This window comes from Noviherbaspirillum sp. (assembly GCF_035944575.1).
Lineage (GTDB): Bacteria > Pseudomonadota > Gammaproteobacteria > Burkholderiales > Burkholderiaceae_D > Noviherbaspirillum.
On the sequence record NZ_DASZBA010000020.1, the window covers coordinates 1 to 19,737 of the forward strand.

19 protein-coding genes are annotated in these 19,737 nt (G+C 58.9%); 10 read left to right on the plus strand and 9 right to left on the minus strand.

Annotation, left to right across the window (positions count from 1 at the left end; genetic code table 11):
* From VGU61_RS01120 to pbpG, 3 genes are all read right to left on the minus strand, one after another.
* A partial coding sequence (locus VGU61_RS01120) for a HAMP domain-containing protein (protein WP_326857253.1) occupies window positions 1-1,015 on the minus strand: 1,015 nt, incomplete at its 3' end.
* Window positions 1,016-1,326: 311 nt separating this feature from the next.
* A complete protein-coding gene (locus tag VGU61_RS01125; protein WP_326857254.1) occupies window positions 1,327-2,655 on the minus strand; it encodes a response regulator in 1,329 nt (442 codons plus the stop codon).
* A 325-nt stretch (window positions 2,656-2,980) separates the two neighbouring features.
* Window positions 2,981-3,931 carry a D-alanyl-D-alanine endopeptidase gene (gene pbpG, locus VGU61_RS01130; protein WP_326857255.1) on the minus strand — a complete coding sequence of 317 codons (951 nt, stop codon included), beginning with the start codon at window positions 3,929-3,931 and terminating at the stop codon, window positions 2,981-2,983.
* A 25-nt stretch (window positions 3,932-3,956) separates the two neighbouring features.
* Between pbpG and VGU61_RS01135 the strand changes: the two genes are divergently transcribed.
* A complete protein-coding gene (locus VGU61_RS01135; RefSeq protein WP_326857256.1) occupies window positions 3,957-4,271 on the plus strand; it encodes a hypothetical protein in 315 nt (104 codons plus the stop codon).
* A gap of 67 nt (window positions 4,272-4,338) precedes the next feature.
* On the opposite strand, the gene VGU61_RS01140 is transcribed toward VGU61_RS01135, so the two are convergent.
* The 5 genes from VGU61_RS01140 to VGU61_RS01160 all read right to left on the minus strand — a co-directional run bounded on the left by VGU61_RS01140 (window position 4,339) and on the right by VGU61_RS01160 (window position 8,479).
* The gene (locus tag VGU61_RS01140; RefSeq protein ID WP_326857257.1) at window positions 4,339-5,427 is read right to left on the minus strand and encodes a tartrate dehydrogenase; all 1,089 of its coding nucleotides are present in this window, start codon (window positions 5,425-5,427) and stop codon (window positions 4,339-4,341) included.
* Window positions 5,428-5,504: 77 nt separating this feature from the next.
* A complete protein-coding gene (locus VGU61_RS01145; RefSeq protein WP_326857258.1) occupies window positions 5,505-6,203 on the minus strand; it encodes a nitroreductase in 699 nt (232 codons plus the stop codon).
* Window positions 6,200-6,640: a thioesterase family protein gene (locus VGU61_RS01150; RefSeq protein WP_326857259.1), complete on the minus strand. Its 441-nt coding sequence runs from the start codon at window positions 6,638-6,640 to the stop codon at window positions 6,200-6,202. Before VGU61_RS01150 ends, VGU61_RS01145 begins: the two co-directional genes overlap by 4 nt.
* A 13-nt stretch (window positions 6,641-6,653) precedes the next feature.
* A complete protein-coding gene (locus tag VGU61_RS01155) occupies window positions 6,654-7,499 on the minus strand; it encodes a DMT family transporter (protein ID WP_414691575.1) in 846 nt (281 codons plus the stop codon).
* 68 nt (window positions 7,500-7,567) lie between these two features.
* Window positions 7,568-8,479 carry a histone deacetylase gene (locus VGU61_RS01160; protein WP_326857261.1) on the minus strand — a complete coding sequence of 304 codons (912 nt, stop codon included), beginning with the start codon at window positions 8,477-8,479 and terminating at the stop codon, window positions 7,568-7,570.
* A gap of 291 nt (window positions 8,480-8,770) precedes the next feature.
* Here VGU61_RS01160 and phaP point away from each other — a divergent pair, with 291 nt between their 5' ends.
* Window positions 8,771-9,343 (plus strand): TIGR01841 family phasin, encoded by a 573-nt coding sequence (phaP, locus tag VGU61_RS01165; protein ID WP_326857262.1) that lies wholly within the window; start codon window positions 8,771-8,773, stop codon window positions 9,341-9,343.
* Window positions 9,344-9,540: 197 nt separating this feature from the next.
* On the opposite strand, the gene VGU61_RS01170 is transcribed toward phaP, so the two are convergent.
* On the minus strand, window positions 9,541-11,241 hold the full coding sequence (locus VGU61_RS01170) for an iron ABC transporter permease (protein WP_326857263.1): 1,701 nt from the start codon (window positions 11,239-11,241) through the stop codon (window positions 9,541-9,543).
* A gap of 62 nt (window positions 11,242-11,303) precedes the next feature.
* Between VGU61_RS01170 and VGU61_RS01175 the strand changes: the two genes are divergently transcribed.
* From VGU61_RS01175 to VGU61_RS01210, 8 genes are all read left to right on the plus strand, one after another.
* Window positions 11,304-12,398: an ABC transporter ATP-binding protein gene (locus VGU61_RS01175; protein ID WP_326857264.1), complete on the plus strand. Its 1,095-nt coding sequence runs from the start codon at window positions 11,304-11,306 to the stop codon at window positions 12,396-12,398.
* A gap of 311 nt (window positions 12,399-12,709) precedes the next feature.
* The gene (gene urtA / locus VGU61_RS01180) at window positions 12,710-13,963 is read left to right on the plus strand and encodes an urea ABC transporter substrate-binding protein (protein ID WP_326857265.1); all 1,254 of its coding nucleotides are present in this window, start codon (window positions 12,710-12,712) and stop codon (window positions 13,961-13,963) included.
* A gap of 251 nt (window positions 13,964-14,214) precedes the next feature.
* Window positions 14,215-15,819, plus strand: coding sequence for an urea ABC transporter permease subunit UrtB (gene urtB / locus VGU61_RS01185; protein WP_326857266.1), 1,605 nt, complete (start codon window positions 14,215-14,217; stop codon window positions 15,817-15,819).
* Window positions 15,816-16,901, plus strand: coding sequence for an urea ABC transporter permease subunit UrtC (urtC, locus tag VGU61_RS01190; RefSeq protein ID WP_326857267.1), 1,086 nt, complete (start codon window positions 15,816-15,818; stop codon window positions 16,899-16,901). The genes urtB and urtC overlap by 4 nt, the downstream gene beginning before the upstream one ends.
* Window positions 16,898-17,743, plus strand: coding sequence for an urea ABC transporter ATP-binding protein UrtD (urtD, locus tag VGU61_RS01195; protein ID WP_326857268.1), 846 nt, complete (start codon window positions 16,898-16,900; stop codon window positions 17,741-17,743). Before urtC ends, urtD begins: the two co-directional genes overlap by 4 nt.
* Window positions 17,744-17,758: 15 nt before the next feature.
* A complete protein-coding gene (gene urtE / locus VGU61_RS01200; RefSeq protein ID WP_326857269.1) occupies window positions 17,759-18,457 on the plus strand; it encodes an urea ABC transporter ATP-binding subunit UrtE in 699 nt (232 codons plus the stop codon).
* 7 nt (window positions 18,458-18,464) lie between these two features.
* A complete protein-coding gene (locus tag VGU61_RS01205) occupies window positions 18,465-19,325 on the plus strand; it encodes an urease accessory protein UreD (protein ID WP_326857270.1) in 861 nt (286 codons plus the stop codon).
* A gap of 55 nt (window positions 19,326-19,380) precedes the next feature.
* On the plus strand, window positions 19,381-19,683 hold the full coding sequence (locus tag VGU61_RS01210) for an urease subunit gamma (RefSeq protein WP_326857271.1): 303 nt from the start codon (window positions 19,381-19,383) through the stop codon (window positions 19,681-19,683).
* The last annotated feature ends 54 nt before the right edge of the window (window positions 19,684-19,737 follow it).

Below are 19,737 nucleotides of genomic sequence, written 5' to 3' on the forward strand. Positions count from 1 at the left end.
CGAAGGAGGACAACTGGTCCACCATGACGTTAATGGTGTCCTTCAACTGAAGAATTTCGCCTTTCACGTCCACGGTAATCTTTTTCGACAGGTCGCCATTCGCCACCGCCGTCGTCACTTCCGCGATGTTACGCACCTGACCGGTCAGGTTGGACGCCATGAAGTTCACGTTGTCGGTCAAGTCCTTCCAGGTGCCGCCCACGCCGGGCACATATGCCTGACCGCCCAACTTTCCTTCGGTACCTACCTCACGCGCCACACGGGTCACCTCCGACGCGAAGGAACGCAACTGGTCCACCATGGTGTTGATCGTGTCTTTGAGCTGCAAAATCTCGCCGCGCACGTCCACCGTAATTTTCTTCGACAGGTCGCCGTTTGCCACTGCCGTCGTCACCTCCGCGATGTTACGCACCTGCGATGTCAGGTTACCGGCCATGGAGTTGACCGAGTCGGTCAAGTCTTTCCAGGTACCTGCGACGCCCGGCACATTCGCCTGTCCGCCCAGCTTACCTTCGGTACCTACCTCACGCGCCACACGGGTCACCTCGGACGCAAAGGATGATAACTGGTCCACCATGGTGTTCGCGGTAGATGCCGCCAGCAGGAACTGCCCCTTGAGCGGCCGGCCGTCGACGTCCAGAGCCATGGTTTGCGACAGATCGCCTTTCGCGACCGCACCAATCACGCGCGCCATTTCAGTTGTAGGGCGAACCAGGTCATCGATCAGGGTGTTGACCGACCGGACGATGGTCGCCCAGCCGCCAGCGACGTTCAGCACCGCCGCGCGTTGCGTGAGGCGCCCTTCCCTGCCAACCACCCGGCTGACGTCGGTGATCTCCAGCGTCATCTGCTGGTTGGTTTCCAGAATATCGTTCAGGGTATCGGCGATTTTTCCCGCCATTCCGGTCCAATCGGACGGCATGCGCGCTGAAAATTCTCCTTTTTTCAACGCTGTCAGCGCGGCGAGCAAGACCTTGACATCCAGCGCCTCGGTAATGGTGGTTTTTGTGTCCATGCTAGCTTCCTCTGCGAACCGAATTATTGGAATTTATTGTTTGATAAATATGAAACGAGGACGAACCTTTGGAAAATGCATGCATGCTTGTTGCATCCAGCTTAGGCAAAGGGATCAACACTGCGGGCTTTCAAAAGAATAAGACAAGCGCGTTCCCGTGTTGTAACACGATTGCGTCAAATCAAAGACTCTCCGATATTTTCCACCAAGACACATTGATTTTTCTCAAGTAAGTTGTGTCTCTGGAATCATCACGCACAAACCCGGATTTACCCTGTCTCCCTACGGGCCTTCCGATGATGAAGCGGGTGCTACAGCAGCTTGACGATCTTGTTGCTGCGTGTTTCCTTGCGTTTCCGAGGGTTTACGGCCGCCTCTACCGGCCCGCGCAGGCTCTCGACGCTTTCACTAAGCTTGGCCAGTTCGGCATATACATCGGTCCGCGAGTCCACGGTGTCGGCGCCTGGACTGACGGTCTCGATCGGCAGAGTCACGATCAGGGCTGTTCCGCGGTCTTGCCCCGTCTCGATGACCAGCTCGCCACCAAGCGTGCTGATCCGCTCCTTGATGCCGACCAGCCCGAACGAGTTCGCTTTGCGGCGGCAGCCGGGGAATATGCCGATACCGTTGTCCGCGACCTTCATACGCACCAGGCGCCCGACCTGTTCAAGCTCGATGCGTGCGCGTGTCGCCTGCGCGTGGCGCAATACATTATTCAGGGATTCCTGCAGGATGCGGAACAGCGCCGTCGCACGGTTATCATCCACGACAAGCTCTTCCTCTTGCATTACCAGGTCGCACTCGATCCCGGTACGCCGCTGGAATTCCTTGACCTGCCACTCGATCGCGGCATTCAAGCCCAGATCGAGCACCGCCGGGCGGAGGTTGTTGATGATGGCCCGCATTGCCTTCATCGTGCTGTCGATATGGTCGAGCACCGAGTGCACTTTGCGGTTCAGTTTGGGATGGGTGGTGCCGGTACGCGCGTGCAGCATTGAAATATCGATGCGCAATGCAAGAAGATTCTGTCCCAGCTCATCGTGAATCTCCCGTGCAATGCGCTTGCGCTCATCCTCCTTGATGCGCTCCTGGTAGCTCGCCAGTTGCCGCAATTCCTCCTGCGACTGGCGCAATGCTTCCTCGGCCTGCTTGCGTTCGTTGATATGTTCGAGGTCGAGCTTGCGCTGCTCCTGCAATTCGCTGTTGAGCTTGGCAAGCTGTTCCGTCTGATGCTGCAACTGCAGATTCTTTTTTGCCAATTCCACGAAAACCGCGACCTTGGTCTGCAGGATCTTCGGAATGATCGGGGTGAACAGATAGTCCACCGCGCCTTTTTGATATCCCTTGAGCTTGTTGATCTCGTCGGCGAAATGCGCCGTGACGAAAATAATCGGCACCGATGCCGAGCGTGGATGGGAGTGGATTGCTTCCGCTGTTTCGAACCCGTCCATGCCGGGCATGCTCACATCAAGCAGGATCACCGCGAAGTCGTGATTGAGAACCTGGCGCAATGCTTCCTCGCCCGACTTTGCGATCACCACCTCATACTGATTTTCGCCGCTTGAATACGTCAACAGACTGGATAAGGCCAGCAGGCTGGCGGAATCGTCGTTGACAAGGAGGACTTTAGGAATAAGCAATTTTTATCGGTACAGCAAAAAGTAAGAGTACGGAGGCCTGCTGGAAATGCGAAAGACGGATTATCGCATCTTGACTTATCAACAGTGCATCCGGCTACCTTGTTACCGTCAGTTGGTTTTCATAACCAAAGGCTTTTTATTTTGTTCTAAAACCGGATCCGGGAACAACAATTATGCAAGGAAAATTGTAGCGGTTTGTGACTATTTATTTGATCAAAAAATTCATCATGCATTTTCGCTACCAATTTCCGTTCCGCAAAAGCATGCGGGCCGCGAATTGCGGCCCGGATTACCAAAGAATTGGCATATTGCGCATTCAGGCGGATCAACTCTGCTTGGCATTCACCTGCGTCATCATCGGTTGACGAATACCGCTTTCAAGCCACTTACGGATACGCGCCGCATCCGCAATACGGGAATACTTGCCTTTTGAATCAAGAAAAATCATCACAACCGGCCGGTTGTCGATTCTAGCCTGCATGACCAGGCAGCGCCCTGCTTCCGAGATATAACCCGTTTTCTGCAGGCCGATATCCCAGTCATCGTCCATCACCAGACGGTTGGAATTCACGTAATGCACAAGGTTGGCACCGGTATCGACCGCGTACTTCGGATCGGTGGAATAGGTGCGAATGATCGGATGCTGGTATGCGGCAAACACCAGCTTGGCGAGATCATTGGCGCTTGCCACGTTACTGCTGGACAGACCGGTGGAATCAACGAAGCGAGTACCATGCATGCCGAGTGCCTTTGCTTTTGCGTTCATCGCCGCGACGAAGGCAGGCAAACCACCCGGATAATGACGGCCAAGCGCCGATGCTGCACGGTTCTCGGAGCTCATCAACGCAATATGAAGCATGTTCGCGCGGGTCAACTGGGCACCGATACGCAACCGGGAGCCGCTGTTCTTCTCGCGGTCAATGTCGTCCGGAGTGACTTCAAGAATTTCTTCCATGTCCTGGCGCGCCTCGACCACGACCAGTGCCGTCATCAATTTCGTGAGCGATGCAATCGGCAGCGCTACATTGGCATTCTTCTCGAACAGCACTTCGGAGGTATTCTGATCCATCACGAGTGCAACATTGGACTGCAATGCGAGAGGATCGCGTGTGAGGTGCAGACCTGCGATATCGCCGGCGGTGAACATCGGCGCGGCGGCAGGAACGACAGCGGCATAGCGGACCCGTTTCTCGACCACTTTCACTGTGTTCTTGCCTTTGAGTGCGACTTCAGTGCTCTTGGCCTGCAGCTTGACCTTGCCGGACGTCTTGGCCACTTTCCGACGTGAATCGGTTGACGCTTTGGCGACGCTGCGTTCTTTTGCGGATGCGCCGGACCGGCGGACGGCAACAGTACTCTTGGGAGCAGCGGTTTTTGACTTTGACGCCGCCTTCTTATGTGCCGGTTTCTTCGCAGCCGAAGAAACTTCGGCATGGACAGCCGGAACCACGAAAACCAACGCACACAATGATGCGACTATTCGCAGCGCGGACCTGATCATCTGCACTCCCCCCTTAGTTCTTGCAAGCGGCAATTATATCTTGCAGTCTAGCAAAATAGTGAAAATCAGCAAGGGAATGAAGCAGTTAGCGCACAGAATTAAACAACTTTCTTAGAAAAAACTGATGAAAATCAATCAGCATTTATGTTGCCGCATGGTCCACAAACAGGAATTGATCCAGGTCATAACGCGGCTGCGATCGCTCGCCCAAGGTCGACCGTCCCGGCGGTGCCACCGATATCGCGAGTAAATGGCGCATTTTGCGGCCCTGCTTCCAGCACTTTCTCGATCGCCTGCAGCACTGCGGCGCCTGCGTCGGGATGCCCGAGATGCTCAAGCATCATCGCGCCGCACCAGATCTGGCCAATCGGATTGGCAACTCCTTTGCCGGCAATGTCGGGCGCGGACCCATGCACAGGCTCGAACAAAGACGGATATTTACGATCCGGGTTGATGTTGGCGGAAGGCGCGATCGCTATCGTGCCGGTACAGGCGGGACCAAGATCGGAAAGGATGTCGCCGAACAGATTGGATGCGACCACCACGTCAAACTGGTCGGGGCGTTGCACGAAATGTGCGGTAAGAATATCGATGTGGTATTTGTCCCACCTGACGTCCGGATAGGACTTTGCCATTTCAACCACACGTTCATCCCAATACGGCATCGTGATGGAAATGCCGTTGGATTTGGTCGCGGAGGTCAAGTGCTTCTTCGGCCGCTTCTGCGCCAGGTCGAACGCGAATTTAAGCACCCTGTCGACGCCTGTTCGGGAGAACACGCTTTCCTGGAACACGACTTCCCTGTCCGTACCCTCATACATTTTCCCGCCCACCGACGAATATTCGCCTTCGGTGTTCTCCCGAACCACGTAGAAATCGATGTCGCCGGCCTTGCGTCCATCCAATCCGAATCGCGCCAGCGGCGACGGGATGCCTGGCATCAGGCGGCATGGACGCAGATTCACATACTGGTCGTATTCGCGCCTGAATTTCAGCAGCGATCCCCACAGCGATATGTGATCGGGCACTGTATCGGGCCAGCCGACAGCGCCGAAGAAAATTGCGTCATGCCCGCCTATCCGGTCCTTCCAGTCATCGGGCATCATCTGCCCATGCCTGGCGTAATAGTCGCAGGAAGCGAAGTCGAAATAATCCCACTGGAGATCAATACCGAACTTGCGTGCCGCGGCATCCAGCACGCGAACGCCCTCCGGCACGGTTTCCTTGCCGATGCCATCGCCGGCGAGAACGGCAATACGATGCTTGGTCATGATCGAACCTCTGGAATTTGTGTCAATTGATTGAAATGTAAAGACGACTCCAGATGGTGACCGGGGCCGTCTGCGAATTACTCTTCCACGAATTTCACAAACCCGGAAACCGGTTCGCGTTCCGTGACCAGCGTATTCTCGATCTTGTCCGGATCGGCGTAGCCGAGCGCCATCCCGCATACCAGCATTTCATTTTCCGGCAGTTGCAGCACGTCGGCGACGATGCGGTGAAACGGCGTGAAAGCCGCCTGCGGGCAGGTATCCAGCCCGCGGCCGCGGGCGGCGATCATGATGTTTTGCAGAAACATGCCGTAATCCAGCCAGGACCCTTTCTCCATGATGCGATCGATGGTGAAGATCAGCCCGACAGGCGCACCAAAGAAGGTGTAATTGCGGCCATGCTGCGCATGCATGCCGGCCTTGTTCTCACGCGTCAGCCCGAGCAGCGAATACAGATCCCAACCCACCTTGCGCCGGCGGTCGATATACGGCGTCACCCATCTGGTCGGATAGTAGGGGTACTCTTCCACGTGCTTCTTGCTGCCCTCGGGATCGTTGTGCGCCCGGAGAATTTCGGCGGAAAGCCGTTCCTTCACCGCGCCTGTGAGTACATACACTTTCCAGGGCTGGGTGTTGGTGCCGGACGGTGCGCGTGCCGCGACTTCGAGAAGCGCCTCGATGTCCTCGCGCGCCACCGGGGTCGGCAGGAAGGCGCGGATGGACCGACGCGAGGCGATCGCCGCATCCACTATTTTTTGTTCGGATGTACTGATCATTGCTCTTGTACCTGGATGGTTTGCAGGAGTTGTCGCATGGCGTCCGGGACAGTGCTCGGCTTGCGAGTATCCCTGTCCACATAGACATGAATGAAGTGACCCTGCGCCGATGCACGCTCCTCGTTTTCGCGGAAGATTGCCACTTCATAGCGCACACTGGAATTGCCCAGCTTCGCGACGCGCAACCCGGCAGTGATCCGCTCAGGGAACGCTACCGACGCAAAGTAGTTGCACTGCGTTTCGATCACCAGTCCGATCACCTGACTGCGCGCGATGTCGAGCACGCCCTTGCGGATCAGGAATTGGTTGACCACCGTATCGAACCAGGTGTAGTACACGACGTTATTGACATGCCCGTAGGCATCGTTGTCCATCCAGCGGGTAGTGATGTCATGAAAATGCTTATAGTCGCTCCGCTTGTTTGGTTCAGCCCTCATCCGATCTTTTTCCTTATTTTTTAACGACCAGCGCCACGCCGATCACTGCCAGCACCATGCCGGCCATCCCTATGATACTGAACGCCTCGCCGAACATCATCCATGCCATCACCGCGGTCGTCGGCGGCGTCAGGTACAGCAGGCTGGTCACCTTGGTGGCGGCGCTCTTGCGGATCAGCGCGAACAACAGGAAGATCGCGCCGATCGACAGCGCCAATACCGACCAAAGCAAGGCGCCGATGAAGCTGGGGGTCCACTGGACCGTATCGAGTGCCGGGCCGAAGCCTTCGAGCGCCACGGCAAATGGAAGGAGGACCAGAATGGATGCGGCGAACTGGATCACGGTGCCGGTACGCAGATCGAAGCTGGCGCAATAGCGCTTCTGGTAGAGCGTGCCGACCGTGATCGACAGCAGCGCCATCACGCATAGCATGATGCTTTCGATAGACAAGCCGATCAGCGTGATCTTGTTGGCAACCACCAGGCCAACGCCGCACAAGCCGAACAGCAACCCGACCCATTGCCGGCCGCGCACCGACTCGCCGACCAGCGGCGCGGCGAATGCGGTAAGCACCGGCTGCAAGCCGACGATCAATGCCGACAGGCCGGCAGGCATTCCGATCTTGATCGCGCACCATACGCCGGCCAGATACCCGGCCTGCACCAGAATGCCGGCTACCGCGATATGGCGCATGCGGCCGACCGGCCACGGCGCGCGCATCAGCAGCACGATCGGCAGCAGGACCACCAGCACGCTGATGAAGCGCAATAGCAGGAAGGTGAGCGGCGGCGCGTAAGGCAGGCCGAACTTCGCAACCACGAAGCCGGTACTCCATATCAGGACAAACAGATATGGCATTGCGGATATCCACGGGCTTTGCGGCGTTTCGGTGGCGGCAATATCAACGGATGCGGAGGAAGTCATGTTCATTTCGCGGTGGACGCGCCACCTGCATATCGGGAGGCAAGGGCGATAGTCTGCACATGCACGTCGACGGTGTCTTGGATGTTCTTGCCGTAGCCCCCGGCCATCGCGATAGCTACCGGGATGTTCCCTACGCGGGCGGCATCCAGCACCATGCGGTCCCGGGCGGCCAACCCGTCCTTGGTCAGCTTCAGACGGCCCAACCGGTCGCCTTCGTGCGGGTCGGCACCCGCAAGGTAAATGATCAGTTGTGGTGAAAAGCGCCGGAACAGTTCGTCCAACGCGGCTTCCAATGCGTCGATATACGTGTCGTCGCCGGTGCCGTCAGGCAGAGCGACATCCAGGTCGCTGACCTCCTTGCGAAACGGGTAGTTGCGCTCGCCGTGAAGCGACAGGGTAAATACCGAATCGTCATTGGCAAGTATCGATGCGGTACCGTTTCCCTGGTGGACGTCGAGATCGACGATGGCCACCCGTTGCACCCTGCGTTCTGCCTGCATCAGCCTGGCGGCGATCGCGGCGTCATTGAACACGCAAAAACCTTCGCCATGATCGGCGTAGGAATGATGCGTGCCGCCGGCAAGGTTCACCGCCGCGCCGTCCGCAAGCGCGGCCCGGCAGGCTGCGATGGTCGCACCTGCGGACCGGCGGGAACGCTCCACCATCTGCGGCGACCACGGGAATCCAATCGCCTTCTGCTCCTCGGCAGACAGCACGCCCTCGGCAACCTTGCGGATGTAGTCAGGATGATGAGCCAGCGCCAGCACGCCATCGGTCGTGTGCGGGGCCTCGTGGAATTCGATGGTATCGACCATGAAGGGAAGCGTCTCCCGGAGCAACCGGTATTTCTGCATCGGAAAGCGATGCCCCTGCGGTAGTGGCAGTACAAAGTGGTCGCTGTAGAAGGCTTTCAAGGGGGAAGGCGGGGCTTGGACGTGACCCGGCGAGTTTAGCATGCACTTGAAAATGGCGAAGCCGATGCCCTTTGAAGCTGACCGACAGCAAATGCCGGCCTTTGCCACATCGGTAACACGGCTGTAACCTGCGGGAAGCATTCAATAAAAACGTTGACTTACAAAAATTAATCCTTAAAATGCCGTTTGTTGCGACGCACAAAACAAGGCTGTCGATGTCCATTCACGGTCACTTCATGCGCGCTATGTTCGCCCCCCCGTTGATCAACCGACTTTCTCCAAGGAGAACCCATGTTTTCGATTCCAGAGCAGTTTTCCGCAGCAACCAAGTCCAGCTTTGAAGCCCAACTGGCGCTGATTACCAACCTGAGCAACAAGACATTCGAAGGCGTCGAAAAGATCATCGATCTGAACATTACCGCCGCCAAATCCTCTATCGAAGAGTCTAATGCTGCATTGAAGCAATTATTGACCATCAAGGACCCGAAAGAGTGGATTTCGGCCAGTGCCGCTCAAGCACAGCCGAACGCTGAAAAAGCCCTCGCTTATGGCCGTCACCTTGCTTCGATCGCATCGAGCGTTCAGGCTGAGTACAGCAAGGCCGCCGAAGCGCAGATCACCGAAGCCAGCCGCAAGATGCTGGAACTGGTCGAGGAAATCACCAAGAACGCACCTGCCGGTTCCGAAAACGCAGTCGCCTTGCTGAAGTCCGCCATCGGCAATGCCAGCGCAGGTTACGAGCAGTTCACCAAGACCACCAAGCAGGCTGTCGAGACCATCGAATCCAACGTGAACACGGCAGTTAGCCAGTTCACCCAGCCGGCAGCCAAGGCCGCTGCCGCTGCCCGTGCCGCCAAGAAGTAATTGCCTGAAACCGCTGCCGGGTTCGTGCAGCGGAAAACAAAAAGCCCCGTTCCGACGGGGCTTTTTGTTTTCCGCTGCATTTCTCAACCGGGTTGGAACGGGTGTGCATCGGTGTCGGGCAAAGCCCGATAGCGTTCGTTCCGCAGGTCAGGCGCTGCGCCTCCCGGATCGGCGCAACCCATCGATCAGCCATTCCGTCAGTGGCCGCGGGCCTGATCGCCTTTCGCGATAGCACGTGCGAGTACCAGCACCGGCACGAACGCGATTGCGACAATGGTCAGGGCCGGCAAGGCCGCTTCGCCCAGGCGCTCGTCCGCCGCGAGTTGATGCGTGATGACCGCCAGCGTGTCGAAATTGAAGGGACGCACCGTCAGGGTGGCAGGCAGCTCCTTGACGACATCGACAAATACCAGCAAACCAGCCGTCAGGACGCTGCGCCACAGCAGCGGCGCATGAACGCGCAACAGCATCGACCCGAGCCCATGACCAAGCACCCGGGCGCTGGCATCCATGCTGGGGGTGATCTTGTCGAGTCCCGACTGAACGCTCTGGTAGGACACCGCCAGGAATCGGACCAGGTAGGCATACACCAGCGCCAATACGCTGCCGGTCAGCGCAAGCTGCCAGCCACGGTCCGCCGCCCAGGCGTCGATGCGGGAGAGCGGGATCAGGATGCCGACCGCGATCACCGCGCCGGGCACTGCATATCCCATACTGACGATACGGTTGGAAACGGCTTGCACGCGGCTGCGTGTGACACGTGCGGCGTAGGCCAGCAGGACGCAAACCACGATCGCGATCAGCGCCGTCATCGCGCCGAGCAAGACGCTGTTCTGCAGCCAGTCGAGATATCGCAGGCTGACCTGCAGGGTCTCCTCCTTCCACATCAAGCGCAAGAGAATGCCCAGTGGCAACAGGAAACCGACGAATACCGGCACCGCGCAAAACAGGCTTGCGCCCCAGGCCCTTGCGCCCATGAGAGGGATCAGGGGCTGCAGCTTGGTGCGGGCACCCACTGCGTAATACCTCGCCCTCCCGCGGCTTTTGTGCTCCACCAGCATCAGGCCGACGACCGCAAGCATCAGCACACCGGCAATCTGCGCGGCGGCGACGCGGTCGGAGAATGCATACCAGCTCTTGAAGATACCGGTTGTCAGGGTCGGCACGCCGAAATAGGCTACCGCCCCGTAGTCCGCAAGCGTTTCCATCAATGCCAGCGCAATACCAGCCGCCGCCGCAGGCCGCGCGAGCGGCAGGCTGATGCGGAAAAAAGTCTGCCAGGGCCCCATGCCGAGGGTGCGCGCGGCATCCCACATGCGCGGACTGCGCTCCAGGAAGGCATTGCGGGCGAGCAGGTAGACATACGGGTACAGCACCATCGCGAACAGCACGCCGGCGCCCCCGATGGAGCGGATCTGCGGAAACCAGTAATCGCGCGCCTGCCAGCCGAACGCGTCGCGCAAGGCAGTCTGCACCGGTCCCGAAAACTGCAGGAAATCGGTATAGGCATAGGCCACGACGTAGGCCGGCATGGCCAAGGGCAGGATTAGCGCCCATTCGAAAAACCGCTTGCCCGGAAACTGAAAAACCGCCACGAGCCAGGCGCAGCCGACACCGCCGATCGCCGCCAGGACCGTTACGATGACTGCGATAGCGAGGCTGTTGCCGATGTATTCCGGCAATACCGTTGCCCACAGATGTGAAAAGGTGCTGCCGGCGATGTCAGCCTGCCCAAGGTTGGACGAAGAGAAAAGATTGGACAGCACGCCGAGGATGGGCACGCTGACAAGAAAAGCGGCTGCCAACGATGTCAGCAGCAAGGGATGCAAACCGCCTGATTGATGATGTCCGTAAGGAACCGGCGTGGAGTTGCGCATTGAAATCCAGATTTTCAGCACGACATTTTAAATGAGAATTATAATCAATTACGTATGTTCCAGTCGTGCAATTAATCGTACCCATGAAAGTACCACCCTCTTTCTCTACCCATTTCATTGTTGATGCCATTCGTGTCGGCTATCTGCAAGGCAGGAACATGCATGAAATCGTGCATGGGCTGTCGTTCGCTCTCGGACGCGGCGAGATCGGCTGTCTGCTTGGGCCGTCGGGGTGCGGCAAGACGACGGTGTTGCGGGCGATCGCCGGATTCGAGTCGCTGATCGACGGCCGGATCGTCCTCGGCGGACGGGAGTTGAGCCGGCCGGGCCGCACCGCGCCGCCGGAAACCCGGCAGGTCGGCGTAGTGTTCCAGGATTACGCCCTTTTCCCGCATCTCTCGGTCTGGGACAACATCGGCTTCGGCCTGCGCAAGCTGACGTCGACCGAGCGCAAGGCCAGAGTCGACAAACTGCTGTCTCTGGTAGGCCTCGGCGCGCATGCGCGGCAGTTTCCGCATGAACTGTCCGGCGGACAGCAGCAACGGGTAGCGCTCGCCCGCGCCCTTGCCCCACAGCCGGACCTCCTGCTTCTGGATGAACCGTTCTCCAACCTCGACGTGGAACTGCGTGAACGCCTCGCGATGGAGGTGCGCGAGATCCTGCGCGAACTCGGCACCACGGCGATCCTGGTGACGCACGACCAGCATGAGGCGTTCGCGATCGCCGATCATATCGGCGTGATGCGCGACGGCGTGATCGTGCAATGGGACACCGCCTATAACCTCTATCACCGCCCCGGCGACCGCTTCGTCGCCGACTTCATCGGCCAGGGCGTATTTATGCCCGGCACCATCGACTTGCCGAACCAGCAGGTCAATATTGAACTGGGCAGCCTGCCGCTGTGGCAAGGCATCGATGCCTGCACCACCGAAAAATATCACCCTCAGGTCGACGTGCTGCTGCGGGCCGACGACGTCATCCATGACGACGCCAGTCCCTTGCAGGCGGAAGTCGTCCGCAAGGCCTTCCGCGGTGCGGAATTCCTTTACACCCTGAAGCTGGAGGGAGGTCAGCAGTTGCTGGCGCTGGTCCCGTCCCATCACGATCACGCGATCGGCGAAAAAATCGGCATCCGGCTCGGTGCCGATCACGTGGTGACCTTCCCCGTTCAAGCCTGACCCGTTCCGGCATTCTCGCATCATCCCAATCAGATCGCCGCACCATTGCGGCGATCCGCATTTGTGCATTCGCATGCCGCGTACTACGACGGACCAATAACTTCCGGCGCATGCACCACTACGGGGCGAGCGTGCGCGGATTCAGCGCAGCCCTATTCACCCGCACCCGAAAAACGCACTCAAATAGTCCGGTACGAGCGTTCGATATCGGCTGAAGCAAGCCATGCCTGATGGCACGCAAACTGCTAAATGAGATGTGCGAGCTTGATCGCATACTCACTTGACCATACAAATAACCGTAGGAGCCTTACATGACCCGTCGCACCCTCCTGAAAGCGACCGCTGCCGGCGCTTTGACCCTTGCCGCTTCCGCATGGATGCCGCAAGCACTGGCCGCCGATACCATCAAGGTTGGCATTCTTCATTCGCTGTCGGGCACGATGGCGATCTCCGAGACGTCGTTGAAAGACGTGGCCTTGATGACCATCGACGAGATCAACGCCAAGGGCGGCGTCATGGGCAAGAAGCTGGAACCGGTCATCGTCGATCCCGCATCCAACTGGCCGCTGTTCGCAGAGAAGGCCCGCCAACTCATCTCGCAGGATAAAGTCGCGGTGGTCTTCGGCTGCTGGACCTCGGTCTCGCGCAAGTCGGTACTGCCAGTCTTCAAGGAGCTGAACAGCCTGCTGTTCTATCCGGTGCAGTATGAAGGCGAGGAGCTGGAAAAGAATGTGTTCTATACCGGCGCGGCTCCGAATCAGCAGGCCATCCCGGCAACCGAGTACCTGATGTCGAAGGAAGGCGGTGGCGCCAACCGCTTCGTCCTGCTCGGCACCGACTATGTGTATCCGCGCACCACCAACAAGATTCTTCGTGCATTCCTGAAGTCGAAGGGTGTGAAGGATTCCGACATCGATGAGGTCTACACACCGTTCGGCCATTCCGACTACCAGACCATCGTCGCCAACATCAAGAAGTTTTCCGCCGGCGGCAAGACGGCTGTCATTTCCACCATCAACGGCGACTCCAACGTGCCGTTCTACAAGGAACTCGGCAATGCCGGCCTGAAAGCGACCGACGTGCCCGTCGTCGCATTCTCGGTCGGCGAGGAGGAGTTGCGCGGCGTCGACACCAAGCCGCTTGTCGGCCACCTGGCAGCCTGGAACTATTTCCAGTCGGTGAAGAATCCGGTCAACGAAGACTTCATCAAGAAGTGGAAAGCCTACGCCGTCGCCAAGAAGCTTCCCAATGCGAATACCGTCGTTACCAACGATCCGATGGAAGCAACCTATGTCGGCATTCACATGTGGAAACAGGCTGTCGAGAAAGCCAAGTCGACCGATACCGACAAGGTCATCGCGGCAATGGGCGGACAGACGTTCAAGGCGCCATCCGGATTTGAACTGACCATGGATAAAACGAACCACCACCTGCACAAGCCGGTCATGATCGGCGAGATCAAGGCTGACGGCCAGTTCAGCGTGGTATGGAAGACCAAGTCGCCGATCCGCGCCCAGCCCTGGAGCCCGTATATCGAAGGGAATGATGCGAAGCAGAAGATGTAATTCCGATCTTTCTGCTACTGGTCCCCTCTCCCTTTAAGGAGGAGGGGCAAGGTGGGGGTAGCGAGGTTGATCGACTGCATGCGAATGCAATCTCACTACTTCCATCCCGACCTTCCCCCTTAAAGGGGAAGGAGCCAGCCGGAGCTAGTCCTACACAAGCCGGAGCATTGCTCTCATCCGCACCCTCCGGCTTTTTTTCGCCCATTGGTTTACATGTTTACCCAACGTTCTGCCACGTCAGGACAACGCACATGACCCTGCTTAAAAAAATACTGATCGCCTGCTGGCTCTGCGCGCAAACACTGGCGGCGCACGCCGCCATCGACGCGGCGTTGCTGCAGCCTCTCGCCGGCGACGACCCGGATGCACGCATCGAAGCGGTGAATAAGATCGCCACGCTCGCTACCGAAGATGCATACAAGCTGCTCGACGCCCTGAGAAACGACAACCTCTACGCAACACCCGACGGCAAAGTCTTTATCGTGGGCGATGGCAAAGCCTATGACCCGACCACCGGCCAGACTGTACCGACACCCGATGGCGCCGACGCCATCACGGTCAACAACCGGCTGCGCGGCGCGCTGGAAGGCGCGCTCTCCGGCTTCAGGCTATTGTCGAAAGATCCCGCCGAACGAATGGCGGCGGCGCTCGAGATGCAAAAGAACGCCGATCCGGGCCAGCTTCCGATGATTACCAAGGCCCTCGAGAAAGAGTCCGACCCGGGGATCAAGTCCGTGCTGGAGCTGGTGGTCGCCGCTGCCAACCTGCAGTCCCCCGATGCCGTGGTCCGCAAGCGCGCCGTCGAGGCGCTCGCCGAAAGCAGCAATGCAAGCCTGCTGCCGACGCTGCGCGCCATGACGGAAAAAGCACAGGACGGCACCTATGCCGAACCCGACGAAGCGGTGCGCGTCGCCGCCGTCGGCACGCTCAACGAGATCAACGGCCGCCTGAAGCGTACCGAATTCATCGGCAACCTGTTCTATGGCGTCTCGCTCGGCAGCGTGCTGCTGCTGGCCGCGCTCGGCCTCGCGATTACCTTCGGCCTGATGGGCATCATCAATATGGCGCACGGCGAACTGCTGATGATCGGCGCTTATACCACCTACATGTGCCAGATGCTGTTCAGGCAATACTTTCCCGGTGCGCTGGACGCCTACCTGCTGGTGGCACTGCCTGCTGCCTTCATCGTCGCCGGCGCGGTCGGCGTGCTGCTGGAACGAACCGTGATTCGCTGGCTCTACGGCCGTCCGCTGGAAACGCTGCTTGCAACCTGGGGCATCAGCCTGATTCTCATGCAGTCGGTACGTTCCATCTTCGGCGCGCAGAACGTCGAAGTCGCCAATCCGTCCTGGATGTCCGGCGGCGTCACGGTGCTCGGCTCGCTGGTGCTGTCGTACAACCGCATCGTCATCATCTTCTTCGCCTTCTTCGTCGTCGGCGCGGTGTGGCTGATCCTGAACAAGACCCGGCTCGGCCTGTTCGTGCGGGCAGTGACGCAGAACCGGCGCATGGCCGACTGCGTCGGCGTCTCCACCGGCAAGGTCGACATGATGACCTTCGGGCTAGGGTCCGGCATCGCCGGCCTAGGCGGCGTGGCGCTGTCCCAGTTAGGCAACGTCGGCCCGGACCTCGGCCAGGGATACATCGTCGATTCCTTCATGGTCGTGGTGCTGGGCGGCGTCGGCCAGCTGGCCGGCACCGTGATCGCCGCCATCGGCCTCGGCGAGATCAACAAGTTTCTGGAACCGGTCGCCGGGGCGGTCATGGCCAAGATCGCGATCCTGGTATTCATCATTATCTTCATTCAAAAGCGGCCGCAAGGCTTGTTCGCATTGAAAGGCAGGAGCGTCGAATGAGCTCGTCCCTATTTTCCCGTCCGGCCTGGACCGGCATCGTCGTTTGTGCAGCAATCCTCGCTCTGCTGCCGATACTCAACCTGGCGTTCGACCCAGGCCATGCCCTGCATGTCTCCAGCTACACCGTCGCGCTGATCGGCAAATTCATGTGCTATGCGATGGCTGCGCTCGCGTTGGATTTGGTCTGGGGCTACACCGGCATCCTGTCACTGGGCCACGGCGTGTTCTTCGCCCTCGGCGGCTATGCACACGGCATGTACCTGATGCGCGCCATCGGCAAGGACGGCGTGTACCAGAGCCACCTGCCGGACTTCATGGTATTTCTCGACTGGAAAACCTACCCCTGGTACTGGTCGTTCACCGACAACTTCTGGTACTGCATGGCGCTCGTGGTGCTGGTGCCCGGCCTGCTTGCCTTCGTGTTCGGCTATTTCGCCTTCCGCTCGCGCATCAAGGGCGTGTACTTCTCGATCATCACGCAGGCCATGACCTTCGCCTTCATGCTGCTGTTCTTCCGTAACGACACCGGCTTCGGCGGCAATAACGGCTTCACCGACTTCAAGCGCCTGCTCGGCTTCACGCTGTCGGCGCCTGAAACCCGCGCTGCGCTGTACCTGTTGACGCTGGCAATGCTGGTCGGCGCCTTGCTGCTGTGCCGCTGGATCGTCACGTCGAAACTCGGCCGCGTGCTGCAGGCGGTGCGCGATTCCGAATCGCGGCTCATGTTCATTGGCTACAACCCGCTCTGGTTCAAGCTGTTCGTCTGGACATTGTCGGCGGTGCTGTGCGGCATCGCCGGCGCCTTGTACGTGCCGCAGGTCGGCATCATCAATCCGTCAGAGATGTCGCCCGGCACATCGATCGAAATGGTGATCTGGGCGGCTGTAGGCGGACGCGGCACGCTGATCGGCCCGATCATCGGCGCGTTCTCCGTCAACGGCCTGAAAAGCTGGTTCACCGCCGCCTTCCCGGACCTTTGGCTGTTCGCCCTCGGCCTCATCTTTATCCTGGTTACGCTGTTCATGCCTCAGGGCCTGCTCGGCCTGACGAAACGTTTGCGCAAAAACACGGAGGCGGCATGACCGAAGTTCTACATCCCGGCCAGACCTACCCGAAGGATCAGCATGCCGAATACGGCACGTCGTACGGACGGGTGAAGCGCGAGGGACTCGACACCACGCACGGCGCGATTCTCTACCTGGAAAACATTACCGTATCGTTCGACGGCTTCAAAGCCTTGAATAAGCTGAACCTCGACATTTCGGTAGGCGAACTGCGCTGCATCATCGGGCCCAATGGCGCAGGCAAAACGACAATGATGGATGTCATCACCGGCAAGACCAGGCCGACATCCGGCACGGCCTGGTTCGGCCAGACCATCGACCTGACCCGCATGACCGAATACGACATCGCTCACGCAGGAATCGGCCGCAAGTTCCAGCGCCCCACCGTCTTTGAACAGCACACCGTGTTCGAGAACCTTGAACTCGCGATGAAGATGAATAAAAGCGTCAAGCCGACGCTGTTTTTCAAGCTGAATTCGGAACAGAAAGACAAGATTGACGACATCCTGAAGCTGATCCGCCTGAACGGCCAGGAAGCCCGTCTCGCCGGACTGCTGTCGCATGGCCAGAAGCAATGGCTGGAGATCGGCATGCTGCTGATGCAGGAACCGCAACTGCTGCTGCTCGACGAACCGGTCGCCGGCATGTCGGATGCGGAAACCGCCCGCACTGCCGAATTGCTGAACGAACTGCGCGGCAAGCACTCCATCGTGGTTGTCGAGCATGACATGGCGTTCGTCACCGAAATTGCGCAAGCCGGCAAAGTCACCGTGCTGCACGAAGGATCGGTGCTCGCCGAAGGCACGATGCAGCAGGTACAGGCGGAAGACCGTGTGATTGAAGTTTACCTGGGCCGATGAGCGAGAAGAACCAAGATGCTGAACGTTGAAAAACTCAACCAATACTACGGGTCGTCCCATACGCTGCGCGGCGTTTCGCTGTCTCTCGACAAGGGGGAATGCCTTGCGCTGCTCGGCCGCAACGGCGTCGGCAAGACCACTTTGCTCAAATGCCTGATGGGCGTATTGCCCGTGGCCAGCGGCAAGGTCGATCTGGCCGGACGTGACATCACCCGATTGAAGCCGCATGAGCGGGCGGCGTTAGGCATTGCCTACGTGCCGCAGGGCCGGGAGATTTTCGCCCGTCTCACCGTGGAAGAAAACCTGCGCATGGGCATGGCGATCAAGTCCGGCAGGCAAGCGTCCATGATCAAGGGCGAAGTGTATGAACTGTTTCCCGTGCTGAAGGAAATGTTGCATCGTCGCGGCGGCGACCTATCCGGAGGGCAGCAGCAACAGCTTGCCATCGCACGCGCCCTGCTGGCCGAGCCGAAGCTGATCATCCTCGATGAACCGACTGAAGGCATCCAGCCGTCGATCATCAAGGATATCGGCAATGTGATTCGCCTGCTGCGGCAGCGTGGCGATATCGCAATCCTGTTGTGTGAACAGTATTTCGACTTTGCGCACGAACTCGCCGACAAGTTCATTGTGCTGTCGCGCGGCGAAGTGGTTGCTTCCGGCGTGCAAGAAGATATGAACAGCGAAAACGTCAAGCGCCACTTGGCAGTATAGTTTTGGCATGAAACGCATCGCAGAACCTCTCACCCCGCAAGGGACCGTCAATTCCGCCACGCCATGGCATGCATGGCTGGCGCTCGGATTCGCCGACGATGCCGGAGCGACGCGATTCGTCGAGCGCTCCCATTATGGTCCTCTCCGGGTGCAGAAGCCGTTGTATCCGGAGGGCAGCAAGGTATGCCACGCCATCATCGTGCACCCGCCGGGCGGCGTGGTCGGCGGCGACGAACTTTCGATCCATGCCTGCGTCGGCAACGGCGCCGCCGCACTGTTAACCACGCCGGGCGCGGCAAAGTGGTATCGGGCAGGCGGCAGGGTATCGCGGCAGAGCATTCACCTGAATGTCGGCGAGAATGCATCGCTTGAATGGCTGCCGCAGGAAAGCATTTTTTTCGATGAGGCGCATGTGCAACTGGACAACCATGTCGAATTGGCCAGGGACGCAAGCTATATCGGCTGTGAAATCCTCTGCTTCGGCCGCACCTCATCCGGCGAATCGTTCGCCAGCGGCAAGATCGAGCAGCGCACCAGCATCCGGCGCGAGGGCAAGCTGGTCTGGTTCGAGCAAGGCATTTTGGAAGCGGGCGGTGATGCTGTCGCAAGCCCGTTGGGACTAAATGGAAGAACGGTATGCGCGACGCTCATCGTAATCGGTAAAACGGTTTCTGCGGCAGTCATCAAGGAGCTGCGCGAAACCTGCGGCGAGGCAGTCGGCATTACGCAAATGAAGTCCGTGCTCGTCGCCCGTCATCTCGGCGATTCCAGCGAAGCGGCGAAACAGCTGATGACAACGGTATGGCAGCGATTGCGGCCGGCGGTAACCGGACGCGATGCAGTCATACCGCGCATATGGCAAACCTGAATTCGATGGCTGCCCTATTCATGAATGGACAGACGCCGATCAACCCGGAGAAACAATGGAACTGACCCCAAGAGAAAAAGACAAGCTCCTCATCTTTACCGCTGCCCTGCTCGCCGAGCGTCGCAAGGCGCGGGGGCTGAAGCTGAACTATCCCGAGGCGGTGGCGCTGATCACCGCCGCGATCATGGAAGGTGCGCGCGACGGCAGGACGGTGGCCGAACTGATGTCCGACGGCGCGAAGATCCTGACCCGTGCGGATGTGATGGAAGGCATCGCGGAGATGATTCCTGAGATTCAGGTGGAGGCGACTTTTCCGGATGGAACGAAACTGGTGACGGTGCATCATCCGATTCCGTGAGGTCGGACAAATTGGCATGTGCGTCAAGGGCACTGCACAGCGCCTTTCTCTCAG

Bases quoted from the DNA above. Each gene is read 5' to 3' on its own strand.
- urtD (WP_326857268.1), top strand. From the start codon at position 16,898: ATGACCGAAGTTCTACATCCCGGCCAGACCTACCCGAAGGATCAGCAT.
- urtB (WP_326857266.1), top strand. From the start codon at position 14,215: ATGACCCTGCTTAAAAAAATACTGATCGCCTGCTGGCTCTGCGCGCAA.
- VGU61_RS01140 (WP_326857257.1), bottom strand. From the start codon at position 5,427: ATGACCAAGCATCGTATTGCCGTTCTCGCCGGCGATGGCATCGGCAAG.
- phaP (WP_326857262.1), top strand. From the start codon at position 8,771: ATGTTTTCGATTCCAGAGCAGTTTTCCGCAGCAACCAAGTCCAGCTTT.
- VGU61_RS01175 (WP_326857264.1), top strand. From the start codon at position 11,304: ATGAAAGTACCACCCTCTTTCTCTACCCATTTCATTGTTGATGCCATT.
- VGU61_RS01145 (WP_326857258.1), bottom strand. From the start codon at position 6,203: ATGATCAGTACATCCGAACAAAAAATAGTGGATGCGGCGATCGCCTCG.
- VGU61_RS01150 (WP_326857259.1), bottom strand. From the start codon at position 6,640: ATGAGGGCTGAACCAAACAAGCGGAGCGACTATAAGCATTTTCATGAC.
- urtA (WP_326857265.1), top strand. From the start codon at position 12,710: ATGACCCGTCGCACCCTCCTGAAAGCGACCGCTGCCGGCGCTTTGACC.
- urtE (WP_326857269.1), top strand. From the start codon at position 17,759: ATGCTGAACGTTGAAAAACTCAACCAATACTACGGGTCGTCCCATACG.
- urtC (WP_326857267.1), top strand. From the start codon at position 15,816: ATGAGCTCGTCCCTATTTTCCCGTCCGGCCTGGACCGGCATCGTCGTT.
- VGU61_RS01205 (WP_326857270.1), top strand. From the start codon at position 18,465: ATGAAACGCATCGCAGAACCTCTCACCCCGCAAGGGACCGTCAATTCC.
- VGU61_RS01210 (WP_326857271.1), top strand. From the start codon at position 19,381: ATGGAACTGACCCCAAGAGAAAAAGACAAGCTCCTCATCTTTACCGCT.
- VGU61_RS01155 (WP_414691575.1), bottom strand. From the start codon at position 7,499: ATGCCATATCTGTTTGTCCTGATATGGAGTACCGGCTTCGTGGTTGCG.